The sequence below is a fragment of the Nocardioides sp. BP30 genome (genome assembly GCF_029873215.1).
Classification (GTDB): Bacteria; Actinomycetota; Actinomycetes; order Propionibacteriales; family Nocardioidaceae; genus Nocardioides.
The window spans coordinates 2,220,152-2,241,222 of the sequence record NZ_CP123620.1; the positions used below are offsets into that span (position 1 = coordinate 2,220,152).

23 protein-coding genes are annotated in these 21,071 nt (G+C 70.0%); 22 read left to right on the forward strand and 1 reads right to left on the reverse strand.

What is annotated here, in order from left to right; all coding sequences use genetic code 11:
- Nucleotides 1-46: 46 nt before the first annotated feature.
- The 22 genes from P5P86_RS10505 to P5P86_RS10610 all read left to right on the forward strand — a co-directional run bounded on the left by P5P86_RS10505 (nucleotide 47) and on the right by P5P86_RS10610 (nucleotide 20,053).
- Nucleotides 47-1,165 (forward strand): sugar ABC transporter substrate-binding protein, encoded by a 1,119-nt coding sequence (locus P5P86_RS10505; RefSeq protein ID WP_280607383.1) that lies wholly within the window; start codon nucleotides 47-49, stop codon nucleotides 1,163-1,165.
- A gap of 151 nt (nucleotides 1,166-1,316) precedes the next feature.
- Nucleotides 1,317-2,117: an ATP-binding cassette domain-containing protein gene (locus P5P86_RS10510; protein ID WP_280607384.1), complete on the forward strand. Its 801-nt coding sequence runs from the start codon at nucleotides 1,317-1,319 to the stop codon at nucleotides 2,115-2,117.
- A complete protein-coding gene (locus tag P5P86_RS10515) occupies nucleotides 2,114-3,385 on the forward strand; it encodes a sugar ABC transporter permease (protein ID WP_280607385.1) in 1,272 nt (423 codons plus the stop codon). The genes P5P86_RS10510 and P5P86_RS10515 overlap by 4 nt, the downstream gene beginning before the upstream one ends.
- Before the next feature lie 7 nt (nucleotides 3,386-3,392).
- Nucleotides 3,393-4,592, forward strand: coding sequence for an ROK family protein (locus tag P5P86_RS10520; protein ID WP_280607386.1), 1,200 nt, complete (start codon nucleotides 3,393-3,395; stop codon nucleotides 4,590-4,592).
- A 32-nt stretch (nucleotides 4,593-4,624) separates the two neighbouring features.
- Nucleotides 4,625-5,245, forward strand: coding sequence for a phosphatidylinositol phosphate synthase (pgsA, locus tag P5P86_RS10525; RefSeq protein ID WP_280607387.1), 621 nt, complete (start codon nucleotides 4,625-4,627; stop codon nucleotides 5,243-5,245).
- 43 nt (nucleotides 5,246-5,288) lie between these two features.
- Entirely contained in the window at nucleotides 5,289-6,194 is a 906-nt protein-coding gene (gene pdxS / locus P5P86_RS10530) for a pyridoxal 5'-phosphate synthase lyase subunit PdxS (protein ID WP_280607388.1), read from the forward strand.
- Nucleotides 6,195-6,367: 173 nt separating this feature from the next.
- A complete protein-coding gene (locus P5P86_RS10535) occupies nucleotides 6,368-6,901 on the forward strand; it encodes an alternate-type signal peptide domain-containing protein (RefSeq protein ID WP_280607389.1) in 534 nt (177 codons plus the stop codon).
- Nucleotides 6,902-6,929: 28 nt separating this feature from the next.
- Entirely contained in the window at nucleotides 6,930-7,535 is a 606-nt protein-coding gene (locus tag P5P86_RS10540; RefSeq protein WP_280607390.1) for an alternate-type signal peptide domain-containing protein, read from the forward strand.
- Complete coding sequence (locus P5P86_RS10545; protein ID WP_280607391.1) at nucleotides 7,532-8,122, forward strand: signal peptidase I; 591 nt, start codon at nucleotides 7,532-7,534, stop codon at nucleotides 8,120-8,122. The genes P5P86_RS10540 and P5P86_RS10545 overlap by 4 nt, the downstream gene beginning before the upstream one ends.
- Nucleotides 8,119-8,847, forward strand: coding sequence for a hypothetical protein (locus P5P86_RS10550; protein ID WP_280607392.1), 729 nt, complete (start codon nucleotides 8,119-8,121; stop codon nucleotides 8,845-8,847). The genes P5P86_RS10545 and P5P86_RS10550 overlap by 4 nt, the downstream gene beginning before the upstream one ends.
- Complete coding sequence (locus P5P86_RS10555; protein ID WP_280607393.1) at nucleotides 8,831-9,427, forward strand: hypothetical protein; 597 nt, start codon at nucleotides 8,831-8,833, stop codon at nucleotides 9,425-9,427. Before P5P86_RS10550 ends, P5P86_RS10555 begins: the two co-directional genes overlap by 17 nt.
- Nucleotides 9,424-9,894 (forward strand): hypothetical protein, encoded by a 471-nt coding sequence (locus P5P86_RS10560; protein ID WP_280607394.1) that lies wholly within the window; start codon nucleotides 9,424-9,426, stop codon nucleotides 9,892-9,894. Before P5P86_RS10555 ends, P5P86_RS10560 begins: the two co-directional genes overlap by 4 nt.
- 24 nt (nucleotides 9,895-9,918) lie before the next feature.
- A complete protein-coding gene (gene pdxT / locus P5P86_RS10565) occupies nucleotides 9,919-10,497 on the forward strand; it encodes a pyridoxal 5'-phosphate synthase glutaminase subunit PdxT (RefSeq protein ID WP_446724905.1) in 579 nt (192 codons plus the stop codon).
- Between the two features lie 57 nt (nucleotides 10,498-10,554).
- Nucleotides 10,555-11,325, forward strand: coding sequence for a YebC/PmpR family DNA-binding transcriptional regulator (locus P5P86_RS10570; protein WP_280607396.1), 771 nt, complete (start codon nucleotides 10,555-10,557; stop codon nucleotides 11,323-11,325).
- A gap of 111 nt (nucleotides 11,326-11,436) precedes the next feature.
- Nucleotides 11,437-12,069: a crossover junction endodeoxyribonuclease RuvC gene (ruvC, locus tag P5P86_RS10575; RefSeq protein ID WP_280607397.1), complete on the forward strand. Its 633-nt coding sequence runs from the start codon at nucleotides 11,437-11,439 to the stop codon at nucleotides 12,067-12,069.
- On the forward strand, nucleotides 12,066-12,665 hold the full coding sequence (gene ruvA / locus P5P86_RS10580; protein ID WP_280607398.1) for a Holliday junction branch migration protein RuvA: 600 nt from the start codon (nucleotides 12,066-12,068) through the stop codon (nucleotides 12,663-12,665). Before ruvC ends, ruvA begins: the two co-directional genes overlap by 4 nt.
- A gap of 2 nt (nucleotides 12,666-12,667) precedes the next feature.
- On the forward strand, nucleotides 12,668-13,744 hold the full coding sequence (gene ruvB, locus P5P86_RS10585) for a Holliday junction branch migration DNA helicase RuvB (protein WP_280607399.1): 1,077 nt from the start codon (nucleotides 12,668-12,670) through the stop codon (nucleotides 13,742-13,744).
- A gap of 109 nt (nucleotides 13,745-13,853) precedes the next feature.
- A complete protein-coding gene (gene yajC / locus P5P86_RS10590) occupies nucleotides 13,854-14,213 on the forward strand; it encodes a preprotein translocase subunit YajC (protein ID WP_280607400.1) in 360 nt (119 codons plus the stop codon).
- Nucleotides 14,213-15,970, forward strand: a complete 1,758-nt coding sequence (gene secD, locus P5P86_RS10595; RefSeq protein ID WP_280607401.1) for a protein translocase subunit SecD — start codon at nucleotides 14,213-14,215, stop codon at nucleotides 15,968-15,970. The genes yajC and secD overlap by 1 nt, the downstream gene beginning before the upstream one ends.
- On the forward strand, nucleotides 15,970-17,157 hold the full coding sequence (gene secF / locus P5P86_RS10600) for a protein translocase subunit SecF (protein ID WP_280607402.1): 1,188 nt from the start codon (nucleotides 15,970-15,972) through the stop codon (nucleotides 17,155-17,157). The genes secD and secF overlap by 1 nt, the downstream gene beginning before the upstream one ends.
- Nucleotides 17,158-17,162: 5 nt before the next feature.
- Nucleotides 17,163-17,702, forward strand: coding sequence for an adenine phosphoribosyltransferase (locus tag P5P86_RS10605; RefSeq protein ID WP_280611247.1), 540 nt, complete (start codon nucleotides 17,163-17,165; stop codon nucleotides 17,700-17,702).
- Nucleotides 17,703-17,824: 122 nt separating this feature from the next.
- Nucleotides 17,825-20,053, forward strand: coding sequence for a RelA/SpoT family protein (locus P5P86_RS10610; RefSeq protein WP_280611248.1), 2,229 nt, complete (start codon nucleotides 17,825-17,827; stop codon nucleotides 20,051-20,053).
- A 70-nt stretch (nucleotides 20,054-20,123) separates the two neighbouring features.
- On the opposite strand, the gene P5P86_RS10615 is transcribed toward P5P86_RS10610, so the two are convergent.
- Nucleotides 20,124-21,047, reverse strand: coding sequence for a type IV toxin-antitoxin system AbiEi family antitoxin (locus P5P86_RS10615; protein WP_280607403.1), 924 nt, complete (start codon nucleotides 21,045-21,047; stop codon nucleotides 20,124-20,126).
- Between the last annotated feature and the right edge of the window lie 24 nt (nucleotides 21,048-21,071).

The window sequence follows — 21,071 nt, forward strand, 5'->3', positions numbered from 1 at the left end:
CTCGAGCAACGGAGGTCGAGGGATGAACACGAGCAAGGCTGCCCGCATGGGTGCGCTCGTCGCGACGGGGGTGCTGGCGTTCGGTGCGCTGGCCGCCTGTGGCAGCAGTGATGACAACAACAGCGCCGGCTCGTCCGGCGGCAACTCCAGCTCGGCCGCCGGCGGCGGCTCGGGCAAGGCGGACGTCGGCGTGATCCTGCCCGACGCCACCACCTCCCCGCGGTGGGAGAGCCAGGACCGTCCGAACCTGCAGAAGGCGTTCGACGCTGCTGGTCTGAAGTCGGACATCCAGAACGCGCAGGGCGACACGGCCAAGTTCGGCCAGCTGTGCGACAGCATGATCGGTGAGGGCGTCACCGTCCTCATGATCACCAACCTCGACTCGGACTCCGGCGCGGCCTGCCTCAAGAAGGCCGCCGACGCCGGTGTCGCGACGATCGACTACGACCGCCTCACCCTCGGCGGCGGCGCGTCGTACTACGTCTCCTTCGACAACGTCGAGGTCGGCAAGCTGATGGGCCAGGGCCTGGTCGACGCCCTGGGCAAGGAGGGCAAGAAGAGCGGCAACGTCGTCACCATCGACGGTGCCACCACCGACAACAACGCTGCGCTGTTCAAGCAGGGCTACGACGGCGTGCTGAAGGCCAACCCGCAGTACAAGGTCCTCGGTCAGCAGTCGGGTAACTGGGACGCCACCAAGGCGGGCCAGGTCTTCGACCAGCTCTACACCCAGAACAAGGGCAACATCGACGGTGTGGTCGTCGCCAACGACACCATGTCCGGCGGTGTGATCGCTCGTCTGAAGGCCGACGGTGTCGCGGGCAAGGTCCCGACCACCGGTCAGGACGCCTCCACCGAGGGTCTGCAGAACATCCTGCGCGGCTACCAGGCCGGCACGGTGTACAAGAACACCTCGCTCGAGGCCGACGCCGCCTCCAAGCTCGCGATCGACCTGATCAAGGGCGACAAGAGCGCTGCCGCCGCCCTGGCGACCGGCACCGTTCAGGACACCAAGCTGAACAAGGCCGTGCCCTCGGTCCTGGCCACCCCGGTCTGGATCACCCAGGACACCGTCAAGCAGGTCGTCGCCGACGGCCAGGCCGACGCCTCGCAGATCTGCACCGGCAACGTCGCCAAGCTCTGCACCAAGTTCGGCGTCAAGTAACACCCCCGCGTCCGTCGGGCCGGCACACCCCTATCGTGCCGGCTCGGCGGTCAGGGACGTTCCACGTCGCACCCCGGGCGCTCCGCAAGGAATCGCCCGGGGTGTGTGGAACGTTCCAGGTACCTCAGCGCACCCCAAGCAAGGAGATCTCGTGAGCGTCGAAACGCCCGAGCGCACCGGCCCCACCGGGCCGACCACTCAGCCGCTGCTGTCACTGCGCGGCATCCAGAAGAGCTTCGGCGCCGTACACGTGCTGCGTGGCGTCGACCTCGACGTCCGTCCCGGCCGCGTCACCGCGCTGGTCGGCGACAACGGTGCCGGTAAGAGCACCCTGATCAAGGGCATCGCCGGCATCCACCCCTTCGACGAAGGCGACTACCTCTTCGAGGGTGCGCCGGTGAAGGTGCACGGCCCCAAGGACTCCAACAACCTCGGCATCGAGGTCGTGTACCAGGACCTCGCGCTGTGCGACAACCTCGACGTGGTGCACAACATGTTCCTCGGCCGCGAGCTCACCAAGGGTGGCCTCATCGACGAGGACACCATGGAGCAGCGTGCCCGGGAGACCCTCGACGGCCTCTCGGTGCGCACGTTGAAGTCTGTCCGCACGCCGGTGGCGTCCCTGTCCGGCGGTCAGCGCCAGACGGTCGCGATCGCCCGGTCGGTGCTGTGGAACTCCAAGGTCGTCATCCTCGACGAGCCGACCGCCGCACTGGGCGTCGCCCAGACCGAGCAGGTCCTCAAGCTGGTCCGCCGCCTCGCCGACCGCGGTCTGGGCGTGGTGCTGATCAGCCACAACCTGAACGACGTGTTCGAGGTCGCCGACGACATCGCCATCCTCTACCTCGGCCAGATGGTCGGACAGGTCGAGACCAAGGACTACAACCGCGAGCAGATCGTCCAGGCCATCACCACCGGGCAGCTCCCGGTCAAGAACGGGGGCGCAGCATGAGCACCACCACGACCACCCCTCCCACGGAGAACTGGCACCCCGAGGACGAGGCGCCCACCACCATCGGTGGCATCGTCTCCGGCTACATCACCCGCCTCCGTGGCGGCGACGTCGGCTCGCTGCCGGCGATCCTGGGCCTCATCGCGCTGGTGGTCGTCTTCACCCTGCTGCGGCCCGACACGTTCCCCAAGGCCTTCAACATCGGCAACCTGATCGGCCAGTCGGCCGGTGTCACGGTGCTGGCGATGGGCCTGGTCTTCGTGCTGCTGCTCGGTGAGATCGACCTGAGTGCCGGCTACACCGGCGGTGTCTGCGCCGGCTCGCTCGGCCTGGCCATGACCCGGCACGGCTGGCCGCTGGTCCCCTCCATCCTCGCCGCGCTGGTCACCGGCCTGGTGATCGGTCTGTTCATCGGTGTCCTGGTCTCGCGACTGGGCATCCCGTCGTTCGTCGTCACCCTGGCCACCTTCCTCGCCTGGCAGGGCGTGCTGCTGAAGATGACCGGTGCCGGCGGCACCATCCCGCTGCAGAACGACTTCATCATCAAGCTCAACAACGGCAACCTGCCGGTGTGGCTGGGCTGGATCCTCGCGATCGCGATCGTGGTGGTCTACGTCGGCGGGTCCTTCCTGACCAACCAGCGTCGCCGCCGCAACGGCCTGACCGCGCAGTCCACCCTGCAGTGGGCGCTCAAGGCGATCGTGCTGACCGTCATCGTGCTCGCGGTGACCTTCTACCTCTCCCGCGAGCGTGGCCCGCACCCGCAGATCAAGTCGATCAAGGGTCTGCCGATCGCGCTGGTGATCATGATCGGCCTGCTGCTGATCCTGACCTTCGCGCTGAGCCGCACCACGTGGGGTCGCCACGTCTACGCCGTCGGCGGCAACGCCGAGGCCGCACGTCGTGCCGGCATCAACGTCGCCCGGATCAAGCTGAGCTGCTTCGTCGTCTCCTCGGTGATCGCGGCCATCGCCGGCATCATGCTGGCCTCGCGCACCAACTCGGTCGGCCCGCAGACCGGTGGTAACACCACCCTGCTGTACGCGGTCGGCGCCGCCGTCATCGGTGGTACCAGCCTCTTCGGTGGCAAGGGCCGCATCATCGACGCCCTGATCGGTGGCACGGTGGTCGCCATCATCGACAACGGCATGGGCCTGCTCAACAAGACCCAGGGCACCGTGTGGATCGTGACCGGCGGCGTGCTGCTCATCGCTGCGAGCGTGGACGCGGTCAGCCGCCGACGCGCCAGCGCATCCGGGCGGGTCTGACCCGCCCATGGTCGCGGCAGCGACTCTCTCGGGCACGGAGGAGCTGCGGCGGACGAACCTCCGGGCACTGCTGCGTGCGGTGCACACCCGGGGGCCGATGACCCGGGCGGAGCTCACCCGCCTGCTCGGACTCAATCGCAGCACCATCGGTGGCCTCACCGCCGCCTTGATCGACCTCGGCCTGGTGGCCGAGCGCACCGCTGCGGGTGCCGCCTCCGGCGGCGCCCGCAGCGGTCGGCCCTCGCACCTGGTCGTGCCGCGATCGGAGAACGCGGTCGTCGCCATCGACCTCGGCGTCGAGCGCGTCCAGGTCGCCCTGGTCGGCCTGGGCGGCACCGTCCTGGACCGGCGGGTACGGGCCCACGCGCGCGGCGAGCACGACGTGCGCCACGTCGTGGAGCGGGTCGCCGCGATGGTCGAGGACATGGTCGCCGCCACCCCGCCGCGGCGCTTCCTGGGCATCGCCGCGTCGATCCCGGGCGCGGTCCGGCTCGAGGACGGCATGGTGCAGTTCGCGCCGAACCTCGGGTGGCACGGCGAGCCGTTCACCCAGATGCTCTCGCATCGGCTGGGCCGGCCGGTGCGGGCCGGCAACGACGCCAACCTGGGCGTCCTGGCCGAGCACCTGCGAGGCGCCGCGCTGCAGCGGCAGCACGTCATCTACCTCTCGGCGAGCGTCGGCATCGGCGGTGGCTTCCTCGTGGACGGTCGCCTCCTCGAGGGTGCCACCGGGTACGCCGGCGAGGTGGGCCACCTCCAGGTCGACGCCAGCGGACCCGAGTGCCGGTGCGGTGGGATCGGCTGCTGGGAGCTCAAGGTCGGCGAGAACCGACTGCTCGCCCTGGCCGGTCGTGAGGCCGGAGGGGGACCGGAGGCAGTGGCCGAGGTGATCGCCGCGGCCGACGAGGGCGAGGACCGCGCCCGGCGGGCGATCCAGGAGGTCGCCGAGTGGACCGGCATCGGGCTGCGCTCCCTGATCAACGTCTTCAACCCCGAGGTGATCGTCCTCGGCGGCAGCCTGGCGCAGCTGTGGGAGACCGCCGCGCCGGTGATCGAGGAGATCCTGGGTCGGCGCGCGCTGCTCGCGCCGCGGGCCGCCGTCGCCGTACGCCCGGCGATGCTGGGTCAGGACTCCTCGCTGCTCGGAGCCGCGGAGCTGGCCTTCGAGCCGGTGTTGGACGACCCGCAGTGCGTGGCAGCATCCTGATCGCGGCGTGCGGCCGGTAGCCTGCTGCCGCCATGCTCGAACGATTCCGCGCCTTCTGGACCAAGCTCCTCGCGCCCATCGCCCACCTGTTCATCCGCCTCGGGATCAGCGCCGACGCGGTCACCCTCGTCGGCACGCTCGGCGTCGTCGTCGGAGCGCTGGCGTTCTTCCCCACGGGACACCTGCTCATCGGCGTCCTGTTCATCACCTGCTTCGTCTTCAGCGACCTGATCGACGGCTACATGTCGCGCACGGCCGGCACGACGAGCAAGTTCGGTGCCTTCTTGGACTCCACCTTGGACCGGGTCGGGGACGGTGCGATCTTCGGCGGCCTCGCGCTCTACTACGCCGGTCCCGGTGACAGCCGGCTCTACCTGTGGCTCTCGCTGATCTGCCTGGTGATGGGCTCGGTGACCTCGTACGCCCGCTCGCGCGCGGAGACCCTGGGCTACCAGGCGAAGGTGGGGATCGCCGAGCGCTCGGACCGGTTGGTCTCGATCCTGGTGATGACCGGCTTCAACGGCCTGCTGGGCCTGCCGTGGCTGACCTACATCACGCTGTGGGCGCTCGCCTTCGCCTCCACCATCACCGTGGGCCAGCGGATCTGGGTCGTGCGTCAGCAGGCGCTCGCGGAGGCCGACGGTCAGCCCTGACCCCGAAGCGGCGCTGTGGGCAAAACGCCCTAGGATGGCCGCCATGGCTGAAGGCACTCCTGGCACTGGCACCACTGGCACCACCCCCGTCAAGCGCGGCATGGCGGAGATGCTCAAGGGGGGTGTGATCATGGACGTGGTCACCCCCGACCAGGCGAAGATCGCCGAGGACGCCGGTGCGGTCGCGGTGATGGCGCTGGAGCGTGTTCCGGCCGACATCCGCGCCCAGGGCGGTGTCTCCCGGATGTCGGACCCGGACATGATCGACGGCATCATCGAGGCCGTCTCGATCCCGGTGATGGCCAAGGCCCGCATCGGCCACTTCGCCGAGGCGCAGGTGCTGCAGTCCCTGTGCGTGGACTACATCGACGAGTCCGAGGTGCTGACCCCGGCCGACTACGCCAACCACATCGACAAGTGGGAGTTCACCGTCCCCTTCGTCTGCGGTGCGACGAACCTGGGTGAGGCGCTGCGCCGGATCACCGAGGGCGCGGCGATGATCCGTTCCAAGGGTGAGGCCGGCACCGGTGACGTCTCCAACGCGGTGACGCACATGCGCACCCTGCGCAAGGAGATCCGTCGTCTCGGGTCGCTGCCCAAGGACGAGCTGTACGTCGCGGCCAAGGAGCTGCAGGCGCCGTACGACCTGGTGGCCGAGATCGCCTCGACCGGCAAGCTGCCGGTGGTGCTGTTCACCGCGGGTGGCATCGCGACGCCTGCGGACGCCGCGATGATGATGCAGCTCGGTGCCGAGGGCGTGTTCGTCGGCTCGGGCATCTTCAAGTCCGGCAACCCGGCGCAGCGCGCGGAGGCGATCGTCAAGGCGACCACCTTCTTCGACGACCCGGACGTGATCGCGAAGGTCTCGCGCGGTCTGGGTGAGGCGATGGTCGGCATCAACGTCGAGGAGATCCCGCAGCCGCACCGGCTCGCCGAACGCGGCTGGTGATACCGGTCCGACGGTGCTTCACACCTTCCCGAGAGTAAAATGTGACTCACGCGGGATGAATCGCGTCACGTCTCCCCAGGTCGCTCGTTCCTTCGATACCTGACTCGGTGAGGCGGCGCTCGACCGCACGACCCGACCACTTCATCGAGTCTCCTGATCACGAGGGGGACACCATGAGGAAGTCGACCAAGGGCGCACTCGCCGCCGGTGGAGCCGCTGTGCTGCTGCTGGGCGGAGCGGGGTCGCTGGCGTACTGGACCGCGTCGGGCAGCGTCGCCGGCGGCACGATCACGGCCGGCTCGCTGGCCCTGACCACGCCGAGCTGTGGCAGCTGGACCTACGACACCAAGGAGGCCACGGCGGGGGCGACGTTCACGCCCGGCGGCACCGGCAACGGCTCGCTGCTGGTGCCCGGCGATGTGGTGAGCGAGACCTGTACGACGACGCTGACCGCCACCGGCGAGCACATGCGCGGCACCATCGTCGCCAGCACGCCGAGCGACATCACGCCGTTCACCGTGAGCGTCAGCTCGATCACCGATGCGGTGACACCGATCAGTGGCGGGGTCTTCACCGAGGCGAACAACGGCCACCAGCTGAGCGTGACGATCAGCGTGACGCTGCCGAGCAGTAGCGACAACTCCACGATCGCGAACCAGAAGACGCTCGACGCCATCGCCCTGACCGCCACCCAGGCCCACAGCTGAGCGAGGCTCGACACCGCCCCGGATCGTCATGTCCTCCCGTCACACGCCGCGCCACCGCGCGACGGCTCGTCGTCCCCTGCTCCGTGCCGTCAGCGGCGCGGCGCTCGCGACGGTGACGGTGGTGCTGCTCGTGGGAGGACAGGGATCCCTCGCCTTGTGGAAGGCGAGCGCCACCCTGCCGACGGCGTCGACGGCGTCCGGGGCCCTCCGCCTGGTGGCGAACCCGGGGTGCGGCGGCTGGAGGTTCACCCAGACCGGCGGCCCGGCCGCGTGGCAGGGCACGTCCTATCCGGCCTCGACGACCAACGCGAACGGCACGCAGTACGTCGAGCCGCACGATAGGCTGACCCAGACCTGCACCTACAGGCTCAGCGCGACCGGCGAGCACCTGCGTGCCACGATCGCGCTGACCCAAGCGACGATCTCCTCCTCCGCCGCCACCACTGCCGGTGTCGCAGCGAGCGCGACGTACACGGTCAACGGGGCCGCCGCGACGAGCGTCACCGAGCTCGACGACAACGCCAGTCTGGTGGCCACCATCGTGCTGACCGTCCCGGACCCCGTCTCCACGCTCCAGGGCACGTCGTTGACCGTCGGCGGCGCGACCGTCAGTCTTCAGCAGGTGCACGCGTGAGACTGTCGCGAGCCGGAGCGAGGTGGATCGGTCAGGTCGTCGCCTGGACGGTCATCCTGTTCGCGGCGGCGGTCCTCGCCGTCGCCGTGGTGATCCCGCGGCTGGGCGGGGCGACGCCGTACACGATCCTCACCGGTTCCATGACACCGGGGATGCCGCCGGGCACGCTGGTGGTCGCCAGGCCGGTCGACCCGGCCACGCTCGCCGTCGGCGACGTGATCACCTACCAGCTCACCTCCGGTGATCCGACGGTGGTGACCCACCGGATCGTGGCGCTGAGCGTCGCCAAGGACGGCTCCAGGCTGTTCCGGACCCAGGGGGACGCCAACGACGTCCCCGACGAGAAGTGGGTCATGCCCGTGCAGGTCCGCGGTCGGCGGTGGTACTGGGTCCCCGTCGTGGGCCGCCTCAACGTGCTCCTGGACGCTCGCGAGCATCAGTGGCTCCTCGACGCGGCCGTCGCGGCCCTGGGTGGCTATGCCCTGGTGATGTTCGCCGGCGCCGGCCGCGACCGCCTGCGACGCCGGTCCGCTGTCGAGCGCAGGGTGGGCGGGCGCCGCACTCCGGTGCGAGGGAGCGGCGGATGAGAACGCTCGGTCGCGGCCCTGCCACCCCGGTGCTGGCGCTGTGCTCCGTCCTGATGGGTGCCGCGGCACCTGCTGCCGCCGATCCGGACCGGCTCGGCCTCAGCTGGGATGGGAGGACCTGGTCCGCCGCGCTGACCGGCAGCCTCTTCGGCACCAGCCCGATCGAGCGCTGGGTGCCAGGGGACAGCGACACCCAGCACTTCTATGTCCGTGACCAGGGCGGGGACGCGGCACGGCTCGCCGTCGACTACACCATGCCGCCCTCCGCGCTCCTCTCGGCAGACGACCTCACCGTGACCGCGACAGTGGATGCGGGTGCACCCGTGACGCTCGCCCCCGGCACGGGATGGATAGCCCTCGGCGGCACGTCCCTGGGCGAGGGTGCCACCAGCGACGTGGCTGTGACGGCCGTCTTCAACCCGGCGTCGACGAATGCGAGCATGCATGACTCGGCCTCCGTCGACTTCCGGGTGACGCTCAGTCAGATCGCGGGCCCCTCCGCCCAGACGGTCGGCGGAGGCGGCTCGCCGTCGCACGGCGATGCCGGCACCGGTGGTTCCGGCAACGCCGCGAAGAGCAGCGGGCCGGGCGGACTGCTGCCGAGCACCGGGGCACCCGAGATCGCCTGGGCCGTCGGCCTGGGCCTGTTCTGCCTCGGTGGGGGCGTGGGGATCGCCGCGTTGTCTCGGCGACGGGAGGAGGACTCCGATGCCGAGACGACCTAGCAAGCGCAGGCGCATCCTTGCCGTGGTGGCCGTCGCCGTCGTGCTCGGAGCGCGGCCCGCGTGGGCCTACTGGACCGCACAGCAGACCATGCCGTCACAGACGATCGACCTGGGCACGATCGACATCTCCGCGAGTCGCTCGGCCACGGTCGGACTCGACACCACGGCCCTGTACCCGGGAGCGTCGGTCGCTCAGGTCTATCAGGTCACCAACGCCGGCACCCTGCCGCTGTCGTACTACGCCGAGGGCTGGGCCTCCGGAGCGCTCGGAGCCGCGCTGGTCATCAAGGTGACCGATGCGGGGGCGGTGACCGGATCGGGTGCCAGCGCGACCTGTGGTGGCACGCAGCTGGTCCCCTCCGCCTCGACCATGCCGACCGTCTCGCCCGGATCACCGATCGCCTATGCCAGCGCTTCTGCCGGCCGCTCCGTCACGGTGTGGCCCGCGGGCGGCCCGACGCCCGCCTCGACGACTATCTGCGTGCAGGCATCCTTGCCCACCTCGGCCGCGAGCGCGCTGCAGGGCCAGACGTCGAGCGTGAACATCCGGTTCGTGGGGGAGCAGGTGGGGCAGCCGTGAGGGCCGGCAGGCGCCTGGCGGCCATGGTCTCGCTGGCGGTGGCGCTGATCTGCGGCCTCGTGGCGCCGCGGGCCTTCGCGTGGTGGACCGACACAGCGACGGTGACGACGACCGCTACCGCTCTGACGGTGCCCAAGGTGCCCGCCACCACGTGCGCCGTCGCCGGGAACGCCGTCACCGGATTCACCGCGACGATCGGCTGGACGGTGCAGACGGCCCCGGTCACGATGAGCTACACGGCCAAGGTACGGGGCAGCGCCGCCGCCGTCACGGTCACGACCAGTGGCTCATCGGCGTCCGTGCAGGTGACATCGAGCTTCCTGTCCTCGCTCGGCGCCTCGACGACCTACGTCGACATCACGACCGTCCTGCCGGGCGCCCCCAGCTGGACCTCGCCGACGCCGCACACCCGGGCCCTGACCGTCGGCGTCCTCGGAACCAGCCTGGCCTGCGGAGCCGACACCTGAGCGCTGACACTAGGCTTGCGTCCCGTGCCTGCGATCGGAGTCCTCGCCCTGCAAGGCGACGTGCGCGAGCACGTCGCGACCCTCACCGGCCTCGGCGTGGAGGCGTTCGGCGTACGCCGCAGCAGCGAGCTCGACCGGTGCGACGGCCTGGTCATCCCGGGCGGTGAGTCGACGACGATCGCGAAGCTGGCGCGCATCTTCGAGCTGCTCGAGCCGCTGCGCGAGCGGATCGGGGCCGGCATGCCGACCTTCGGCACCTGCGCCGGGATGATCCTGCTCGCGGACCGGATCGTCGACGGCACTGCCGGTCAGGAGACGATCGGCGGCCTCGACATCACGGTGCGGCGCAACGCGTTCGGCCGCCAGGTCGACTCGTTCGAGGAGGACCTCGACGTACGAGGCCTTCCCGAGCCGGTCCACGCCTTCTTCATCCGCGCTCCGTGGGTCGAGCAGGTGGGCGACAGCGTCGAGGTCCTCGCCAGCGCGGCCGGCCATCCCGTCGCTGTCCGGCAGGAGCATCTCCTCGCGACCAGCTTCCACCCGGAGGTCGGCGGCGACGCCCGGGTCCACGGTGTGTTCGTGGACATGGTGGCCGGTCGGTAGGATCGGGCGACCCCCCAGCACCGAACATCCTGAAGTGACAACGCTGAAGTAGGAACTATGTCTGGCCACTCAAAATGGGCAACGACGAAGCACAAGAAGGCTGCGATCGATGCGAAGCGCGGCAAGCTCTTCGCCAAGCTCATCAAGAACATCGAGATCGCGGCGAAGGCCGGTGGCCCCGACCTGGCCGGCAACCCGACCCTCTATGACGCGGTCCAGAAGGCCAAGAAGCAGTCGGTCCCCAACGACAACATCGACCGTGCGGTCAAGCGCGGTGGCGGTCTCGACGGTGGCGGCGTCGACTACACCACCATCATGTACGAGGTCTATGGCCCCAGCGGCGTCGCGCTGCTGGTGGAGTGCCTGACCGACAACAAGAACCGGGCCGCGATGGAGGTCCGCACCGCCGTGACCCGCAACGGCGGCACCATGGCCGACCCCGGGTCGGTCAGCCGGCTGTTCAACCGCAAGGGCGTCGTCGTCCTCGCCAAGGACCAGGAGGGCAGGCAGGTCGACGAGGACAGCGTCCTCGAGGCCACGCTCGACGCCGGCGCCGAGGACGTCAACGACCTCGGTGAGGCCTGGCAGGTCGTCTCCGAGGCCACCGACCTGGTAGCGGTCCGATGGGCCGTGCAGGAGGCGGGGCTCGACTACGACTCCGCCGACGTCGAGTTCGTGGCCAGCCTGGAGATCCCTGTCGCCGACGCCGCCACCGCCGGCAAGGTGATGAAGCTCGTGGACGCGATCGACGACCTCGATGACGTGCAGAACGTCTTCTCCAACGCCGACATCCCCGACGAGGTGCTCGAGCAGCTCGACGAGGAGTGAGCGCCTCGCCTCATCGCCGTCCGAGCGCCCCGACGGCCCCGCGTGTCCTACGCGGGGCCGTCGGTGTCTCCGGCTAGGCTGCGAACAGACGTTCGAAGGGATGGTGGGCTGATGCGCGTGCTGGGGATCGACCCGGGGCTGACCCGCTGCGGCATGGGCGTGGTCGACGGCGACGTCGGCAAGCAGCTGTCCCTGGTCGACGTCAACGTCATCCGCACCACCTCCACGCTCCCGGTCTGGGAGCGCCTGGTCTCGATCGAGAAGGGCATCGACGCCTGGATCGAGGAGCACCGTCCCGACGCGGTCGCCATCGAGCGGATCTTCGCGCGTTCGGACGTCTCGACGATCATGGGGACGGCACAGGCCAGCGGGCTGGCGATGGTGTGCGCGGCCCGGCGCGGGATCCCGGTGGCGCTGCACACGCCTTCCGAGGTGAAGGCGGCGGTCTCGGGCAGCGGGCGCGCCGACAAGGCGCAGGTGGGCGCGATGGTGACCCGCATCCTGCGACTCGCCGCGATGCCGAAGCCCGCGGACGCCGCCGACGCGCTCGCCCTGGCCATCACCCACATCTGGCGCGGTGGCGCGCAGAGCCGGATCGAGCAGGCGGTCGCGCGGGCCGATGCCGCCGACGGGAGCGGGTCCGGCGTCGCCGAGCGCAACCGGGCTCGCATCGAGGCCGCTCTCGCGCAGTCGCGCTCGACGCGCGCCCCCCGGTCAATCCGTACGACGATGGGAACGAAGTGATCGCATTCGTGCGCGGCACCGTGGCCGCGGTGACCCTGGCCAGCGCCGTCCTCGAGGTGGGCGGTGTGGGCCTGGAGCTGATGTGCACGCCGGCCACCCTGGCCGGCCTGCGCACCGGCGCGGAGGCCACGCTGCCGACCAGCATGGTGGTCCGGGAGGACAGCCTCACCCTCTTCGGGTTCGCCGACGAGGACGAGAAGCAGATGTTCGAGCTGCTCCAGACCGCGTCGGGCGTCGGGCCGAAGCTGGCCCAGGCCATGCTCGCCGTACTCTCGCCGGACGGTCTGCGGTCGGCCATCGCCGGCGACGACGTGAAGACGCTGACCCGCGTGCCGGGGATCGGCCAGAAGGGCGCCCAGCGGATCATCCTGGAGCTCAAGGACCGCATCGGTGCGCCGACGCGCGCCGCGTCGGCCACAGCTGTCGCGGCGCGGGTCGCGCCGTGGCGCGACCAGGTCACGCAGGGCCTGATGGGCCTGGGCTACCCCGTCAAGGATGCGGAGAAGGCGGTCGAGGCGGTGGCAGACCAGGCCGACGGCACCCCTGACGTCGGCGCGCTGCTGCGGGCCGCGCTTCGCACGCTGTCGAAGGCCTGAGCATGCCGTTCCACGAGGACGAGCTCGAGGCCGCCGAGGGAGCACACCTGCAGCGGCTGACAGCGGCAGAGGCGGAGGGGGACGAGCGCGCGATCGAGGCGGCGCTGCGCCCCCGCAACCTCGACGAGGTCGTCGGCCAGGGCCGGGTGCGGGCACAGCTCGGGCTGGTCCTGGAGGCGGCCAAGCAGCGTGGGCGTGCACCTGACCACGTGCTGCTCAGCGGGCCTCCCGGGCTGGGCAAGACCACGCTGGCGATGATCATCGCCGCCGAGATGGGCTCGCCGTTGCGGCTGACGAGCGGGCCGGCGATCACCCACGCCGGTGACCTGGCCGCGATCCTCAGCGGCCTCAACGAGGGCGACGTGCTCTTCGTCGACGAGGTGCACCGGATGTCGCGCCCGGCCGAGGAGATGCTCTACCTGGCGATGGAGGACTTCCGGGTGGACGTCGTCATCGGCAAGGGCCCCGGCGCTACGGCCATCCCGCTCGAGCTGCCACCGTTCACCCTCGTCGGCGCCACCACCCGCGCCGGACTGCTGCCCGGTCCGCTGCGGGACCGGTTCGGCTTCACCGGGCACCTGGAGTTCTACGAGCCCGACGAGCTCGACCTCATCGTGCGACGGTCCGCGGGCCTGCTGGGCGTCGAGGTCAACGCGGAAGGCTCGGCGGAGATCGCCTCCCGATCCCGGGGGACGCCCCGCATCGCCAACCGGCTCCTGCGGCGCGTCCGCGACTACGCCCAGGTCCGGGCCGACGGCATCGTCACGCTCGATATCGCGCGCAAGGCGCTCGACCTCTACGAGGTCGACCCGTTGGGTCTGGACCGCCTCGATCGCGGTGTGCTCGACGCCCTGTGTCGCCGGTTCGGTGGGGGACCGGTCGGCATCTCCACGCTCGCGGTCGCCGTCGGCGAGGAGCGCGAGACCGTCGAGGAGGTCGCCGAGCCGTTCCTGGTGCGCAACGGCTTCCTGGCCCGGACGCCGCGCGGGCGCATCGCCACGCCCGCCGCATGGGCGCATCTCGGGCTGTCCGCACCGCCGGGCAACGCGAACGGCTGGGAAACACTCCTCGACGAGTGAGTCGGATCCCGCAGGACTGCGGTCCTGTCGCGTTGGCACGGCTACACTTGCGCGTCGGCTGGCCGCAGGCCTGCCTGAATCCCCAATTCCTGGAGTCTGAGTATCCGTCGTGGCGCTTCTACCCATCTTCTTCATCGTCATCGTGGCCATGTGGTTCCTGATGATCCGGCCGCAGCAGAGGCGCCAGCGTGAAGCCCAGCAGATGCAGGCGATGCTCGTTCCCGACACCAAGGTCATGCTGACCTCGGGGATCTTCGGCGTCGTCCGGGAGATCACCGACGACTACGTCCTGGTCGAGGTCGCCGACGACATGGCGATCAAGGTCGTCCGTGCGGCGATCGGTCGGGTCCTGCCCGCGGAGTTCGGCGAGCCGACCGAGGAGACCGATCCGACTGCCGAGGCTGAGACGACCGCCGAGGTCGAGTCCAGCGCCGAGGTCGGTCCCGCCGAGCCGAAGGAGAACGAGTGATGGCACGCAAGACCAGTCGGCCCGGCCGCACCCTCGGGGTGTTCTTCCTGGTCCTGGCCATCGCCTACGGGCTCGTGGCGCTGGGCGGCAGTTGGAAGCCCGAGCTGGGCCTGGATCTCCAGGGCGGCACCCGGATCATGATGATCGCGAAGGGGCACCCCAGCTCCGATGCGATGAAGGAAGCCCGCAACATCATCGACCAGCGCGTCAACGGCTCCGGCGTGACGGCCGCGAAGGTCACCACCCAGGGTGGCAACCAGATCGTGGTCGAGATCCCCGGCAAGAGTCGCGACGACCTGGTGAACGAGGTCTCCCAGACCGCGCAGCTGCGCTTCCGCCTCGTCGCCTGCCAGAGCACGTGTGCCACCAGCTCGACCAGCGGTAGCTCCTCCGGTGTTGCCGGCACGGGCACCGCCGGCGGTACGGGCGCCACCGGCGGCACGGGCGCCACCGGCGGCAGCACCGGTGCCCCGCGCGCCGCCCTCGGCTTCGACCACAAGGCCACCACGAAGGCCGCCGAGAAGGCCAAGGCCAAGAAGAAGCAGCAGAAGGCAGCCGCCGCCGCGACGCCCACCGCGACCGCCTCGGCCGCGCCGAGCGCCGCGGCGAGCCCCTCGGCCTCCGCGACACCGTCGACCTCCGGCACGCCGGACCAGAAGAACGACGTGAGCGTCGATGACGCGGTCGCCTTCATGAACAACCCGCCGGCCGACCAGGTCACCAAGTTCGATGCCTACACCTGTCCCACCAGCGGTGCGCCGACCGTCGAGGACAACCCCAGCCAGCCGCTCATCACCTGCGACGCGAGCGGGGTGAAGTACCTGCTCTCGCCGGCGATCATCGAGGGCACGCAGGTGAGCGACGCCAGCTCGGGCATCCCGCAGGGCAGCGTCAGCTACGTCGTCACGCTCGACTTCCACAGCGCCGGCCGCAAGGCGTTCGCCGACGCCACCGGCGCGATCGCCGGCACCAGCCAGCTGTTCGCGATCGTCCTGGACGGTCAGGTCATCTCGGCGGCGACCGCCGAGAGCCGGATCAGCGGCAGCGCCCAGATCAGCGGATCCTTCACCCAGGACTCGGCCTCGGCGCTGGCCAACAACCTGAAGTTCGGCGCGTTGCCGGTCTCCTTCGACAAGGAGAACGGCATCTCGCACACGACGGTCGGTCCCTCGCTGGCGGGCAACCAGCTCTCCGCCGGTCTGTGGGCCGGTGGCATCGGGCTCCTGCTGGTGATGATCTACTGCCTCATCTACTACCGGGGCCTCGGCGTGGTCGTGATCGGGTCGCTCATCATCGCGGGCGCCTCGACGTACGCGATGGTGCTGCTGCTCAGCAAGAGCGCCGGCTTCACCCTCGATCTGCCGGGCATCGCCGGTCTTATCGTGGCGGTCGGCATCACCGCGGACTCCTTCATCGTCTACTTCGAGCGCATCCGTGACGAGATGCGCGACGGCAAGTCGATGCGCGTCGCCGTCGACGCGGGCTGGCTCCGCGCGCGATCGACCTGTCTGGCGGCGGACGGCGTCTCCATCCTCGCCGCGCTGATCCTCTACATCTTCGGCGCCGGTGACGTGCGCGGGTTCGCCTTCGCGCTCGGTCTGTCCACGATCATCGACCTGGTGGTGTTCTTCTTCTTCACCCACCCGATGATCAAGTGGCTGTCGCACTTCAAGTTCTTCAATCGCGGGCACCGGCTCTCCGGTCTCGACGCCGAGGCTCTCGGCGTCGACCGCATCACCGTGGGAGGCCGCGCCTGATGAGCAAGTTCACCCGTCTCGGCAATCAGCTCTACACCGGCAAGAGGTCGATCGACTTCGTCGGCCGCAAGTGGACCTGGTACGCCATCTCGGCCGTCGTGATCGTCGCGGCGATCGTCGGTCTCTCGGTTCGTGGGCTCAACATGAGCCTGGAGTTCACCGGCGGCACCCAGTACACCGTGACCGTCTCGGGCTCGGCCTCGCAGTCGCTGGCCGACAAGGTCCGCAACGCCGTGGGCGACAGCGGTGTCGAGGCAGCCGCCGACCCGACCGTCACCACCTCGGGCGCGCACAACCTGATCATCCAGATCAAGTCGGTCTCGACCTCGGAGAACAACACCGTCCTCAAGACGATCACCTCGACCACCGGGGCGAAGGCCGACGACATCAGCCAGGATCACGTCGGCGCGAGCTGGGGCAAGGAGGTCGCCACCAAGGCGATCCAGGGCCTGATCGTGTTCCTCATCGCGGTGACGATCTTCATCGCTGTCTACACCCGGCAGTGGAAGATGTCGGTCGCGGCACTGGTCGCGCTGGCGCACGACGTCATCATCACCGTCGGCGTCTACGCGCTGGTGGGCTTCGAGGTCTCGCCCGCCACCGTCACCGGCTTCCTGACGATTCTGGGCTTCTCGCTCTACGACACGGTGGTGGTGTTCGACAAGATCAAGGAGAACACCAAGAACCTGCGCGCCACCAAGCGCTCGTTCGCGGCCGCCTGCAACCTGGCCGTCAACCAGACCCTGGTCCGCTCGATCAACACCTCGATCGTCGCGCTGATCCCGGTGGCGGCCATCCTCTGGGTCTCCGCGGTCCAGCTGGGGACCTCCACGCTGAAGGACCTCGCGCTCGCGCTCTTCGTCGGCATGGCGGCAGGTGCGTACTCCTCGATCTTCATCGCCACGCCGCTGTTCGTGCAGCTCAAGGCGCGCGAGCAGGAGGTCGTGGACTCCGAGCGGCGAGCCGCCCAGCGGGCCAAGCAGGTCGACCCGTACGCGCACGTGCCGTCCTTCGCCGAGGGCATGGAGGTCGAGGACAACGGCGAGCTGCCGGTGGAGGCGGACCAGCCCGACCCGCAGCCCTTCCGCGGCCGTACGGCGCCGCAGACCCGCGGCCCGGTCCGTGACAGCGGTGCTGCCGGGCGTCCGCAGCCGTCCCGGCAGACCCGCTCCAAGCGGGCGAAGTGAGTGCCGTGACGCTGGCGCAGACCCTCGACCGGCTGATCGTCGACGTCCCCGACTTCCCCGAGCCGGGGATCGTCTTCAAGGACATCACGCCGCTGCTGGCCGATCACGACGGCTTCACCGAGGTGGTGCAGGCCCTGGCGGCCGCCGGCTGCGACGAGTCCGGGCGCCCCATCGTCGACAAGGTCCTCGGCATGGAGGCGCGAGGGTTCATCCTGGCGGCGCCGGTCGCCCTGGCGCTCGGCGCGGGGTTCGTGCCGGTGCGCAAGGCGGGCAAGCTGCCGCGCAAGACGCACGCGGTGTCCTATGCGCTCGAGTACGGCAACGCCACCTTGGAGCTGCACCAGGACGCGGTCGCTCCCGGCGAGCGGGTGCTGCTGGTCGACGACGTCCTGGCCACCGGCGGCACCGTCGCGGCCACGGTCGACCTCGCGCGGCGCAGCGGCGCCGACGTCGTGGCGGTCGCGGTGCTGATGGAGCTCGGTGCGTTGGGCGGTCGCGCCGCGATCGGCGACGACGTACCGGTGCACGCCTTGATGCGGGTCTGAGCCGCCGGCTGCGGGCTTCTGACTAGACTCGTTGCATGAGTGAGGAACGCGCTGTCGCCACCCCGCGCGAGCGGGCGGTGCGCGTGCGCGAGGGCGGGTCCTCGGCGCCGTCGGGCCGAAGCATGCGGGCACGGCTGGCGCGGATGGGGCAGCGCAACAACGGCGCCAATCCGGTGCTCGAGCCGCTGTTCCGCGCGGTCCGTGCCAACCACCCCAAGGCGGACCTGGCGCTCCTCGAGCGCGCCTACGTGACGGCCGAGCGGCTGCACGAGGGGCAGATGCGCAAGAGCGGTGACCCCTACATCACCCATCCGCTCGCTGTCACGACCATCCTCGCCGAGCTCGGCATGACCGAGCCGACCCTGGTCGCGGCCCTGCTGCACGACACCGTCGAGGACACGCCGTACGCGCTCGAGGAGCTGCGTCGGGACTTCGGTGACGAGGTAGCGGTGATGGTCGACGGCGTCACCAAACTGGACAAGGTCCAGTACGGCGAGAACGCCCAGGCCGAGACCATCCGCAAGATGATCGTGGCGATGTCGAAGGACATCCGCGTCCTGGTGATCAAGCTGGCCGACCGGCTGCACAACATGCGCACGCTGCGCTACGTGCCGCAGAAGTCGCAGGAGCGGTCGGCCCGGGAGACCCTCGACATCTACGCGCCGCTGGCCCACCGGCTCGGCATGAACACGATCAAGTGGGAGCTGGAGGACCTCGCGTTCGCCACCCTGCACCCCAAGATCTACGACGAGATCGTGCGGCTGGTGGCCGAGCGTGCCCCCTCGCGCGACCAGTTCCTGGCCCAGGTGATCAGCCAGGTGGAGAACGACGTACGCGAGGCCAAGATCAAGGCGACGGTCACCGGCCGACCGAAGCACTACTACTCGATCTACCAGAAGATGATCGTCGGAGGTAAGGACTTCTCCGACATCTACGACCTGGTCGGCATCCGCATCCTGGTGGCCGAGGATCGCGACTGCTACAGCGTCCTGGGCGTGCTGCACTCGCGCTGGAACCCGGTGCTGGGGCGGTTCAAGGACTACGTCGCGATGCCGAAGTTCAACATGTACCAGTCGCTGCACACCACCGTCATCGGCCCGCAGGGCAAGCCGGTGGAGATGCAGATCCGCACCTTCGGCATGCACCGAAGGGCGGAGTACGGCGTCGCGGCGCACTGGAAGTACAAGGAGGACGGCCGGGCCGGCGTCGACACCGACAAGCGTGGCGACGTCGACGACATGAGCTGGGTCAAGCAGCTGCTCGACTGGCAGTCCGAGGTCGAGGACCCGGGTGAGTTCCTGGAGTCGCTGCGCTTCGAGATGAACCGCGCCGAGGTCTACGTCTTCACGCCGCGCGGTGACGTGATCGCGCTGCCGGCCGGATCCACGCCGGTGGACTTCGCCTACGCGGTGCACACCGAGGTCGGTCACCGGACCATCGGGGCTAGGGTCAACGGCCGGCTGGTGCCCTTGGAGTCCACGCTCGAGAACGGCGACGTGGTCGAGATGTTCACCTCCAAGGCGCCCACCGCAGGGCCCTCGCGGGACTGGCTCTCGTTCGTCAAGTCGAACCGGGCCCGCTCGAAGATCCGCGCCTGGTTCACCAAGGAGCGCCGCGAGGAGGCCATCGAGAAGGGCCAGGACGCGATCGCCAAGCTGATGCGCAAGGAGGGGCTGCCGCTCAAGCGGTTGATGTCCCACGAGTCGCTGACGCTCGCGGCCCGACACTTCAACATCGCCGACGTCAGTGCCCTCTACGCCGCGGTGGGGGAGGGCAACCTCTCCGCGCAGGCGGTGGTGCGCCGGGTCGTCGACGAGCACGGCGGTGACCAGGGCGCGGCCGAGGACCTCGCCGAGGCCGTCACCATCACCCGCCCGCGCCGTTCGAAGATCGCCACCGGCGGCGACGCCGGCGTCATCGTCAAGGGCAGCGCGGATGTCTGGATCAAGCTGGCCCGGTGCTGCACGCCGGTGCCCCCCGACCCCATCCTGGGCTTCGTGACCAAGGGCGGCGGGGTCTCGGTGCACCGGCTGGACTGCACCAACGCGGCCGAGCTGAAGAACCAGCCCGAGCGGCTCATCGACGTGGAATGGGCGCCGACCTCGTCCTCGACGTTCCTGGTCAACATCCAGGTGGAGGCCTTGGACCGTTCCCGGCTGCTCTCGGACATCACGATGGCGCTCTCGGACGCGCACGTGAACATCCTGTCCGCCCAGCTGAGCACCTCGCGCGACAGGGTCGCCAAGTCGCGGTTCTCCTTCGAGATGGCCGACGCCAAGCACCTCGACACGGTGATCAAGGCGGTGCGCAACGTACCGGGTGTGTTCGACGCGTACCGCGTGACCTCCTGACCGACGAGACGTCACCTTCCGCGGGTCGAGAGGTCACTTCTTGCGGGTCGAGTGGCCGCCGAAGACCGTCTCACCAGCGCCGGGTCGTGTACGTCGCGGCAGTCAGGGCGCGACGCAGCTCGCCCAGCCACCGATCGAGCTCGGCGCCGGTGAAGTCGCCGCGCTGCACGACGATGGCCGTCCAGCCATGCTCGCGCAACCATCGTCGGCGGGCGCGGTCGTGGTCGCGCTGCTCGTCGCTCCTGTCGTGGAACTCGACACCGTCGTACTCGACGTAGACGCGCTGCTGCGGGTAGGCGAGGTCGAGCCGGAAGGTCGGCACGCCGTCGACCTCGATCCACAGCTGCGGCTCCGGCAGCGGCAGCCCGGCATCGTGGATCGCGAGCAGCGTCCAGGCCTCGCGCGGGGACTCCAGGCGCAGGTCCACCAGTGGCACCAGCTCGCGCAGCTGGACGACACCGCGACGACGTACGAATCGATCGGCGGCCGTCACCAGGTCACAGGGTTCGAGGGTGTGTCCCCGAGCCAGCGAGCACAGCGCGGCGAACGCCTCCCGACGCCGCAGGTGGCACCCGAGGTCCAGGGCGGTGCGCAGCGGGGTGGTGACGCGAAGACCGTCGAGCTCCACGATGTCCTCGGGACGGAGGTCGCGGCTGCGTCCGCGCACGCCGGCCAGCCGGCTGCGGGTGTGGCCGCGCAGCGCGCACGTCTCGATCGGCGCTCCTTGACCCAGCTCGACGGCCGCGTAGGTGTCGGTGCCGTGCAGCCACGCCGCCGTTCGGTCGACGACGACCTGCGCCGGCCCGACGACCAGGCGCAGGGCAGCAGCCCGCAGCTCGATCGAGTCGGGCGCCGCAGCGGCGACGTACACGCCGCGGACGACGCGGCGCACCTCTCCGCGCTCGAGCGCTCGGCGCAGATCGCCCGCCGTCAGCCCCAGCTCGGGCAGGGAGGAGAGGTGGAACGGCTCGTTGGTCGTGGTGGTCTCGGTCATGCCGCCACCCTCCGGTGCCGGCGA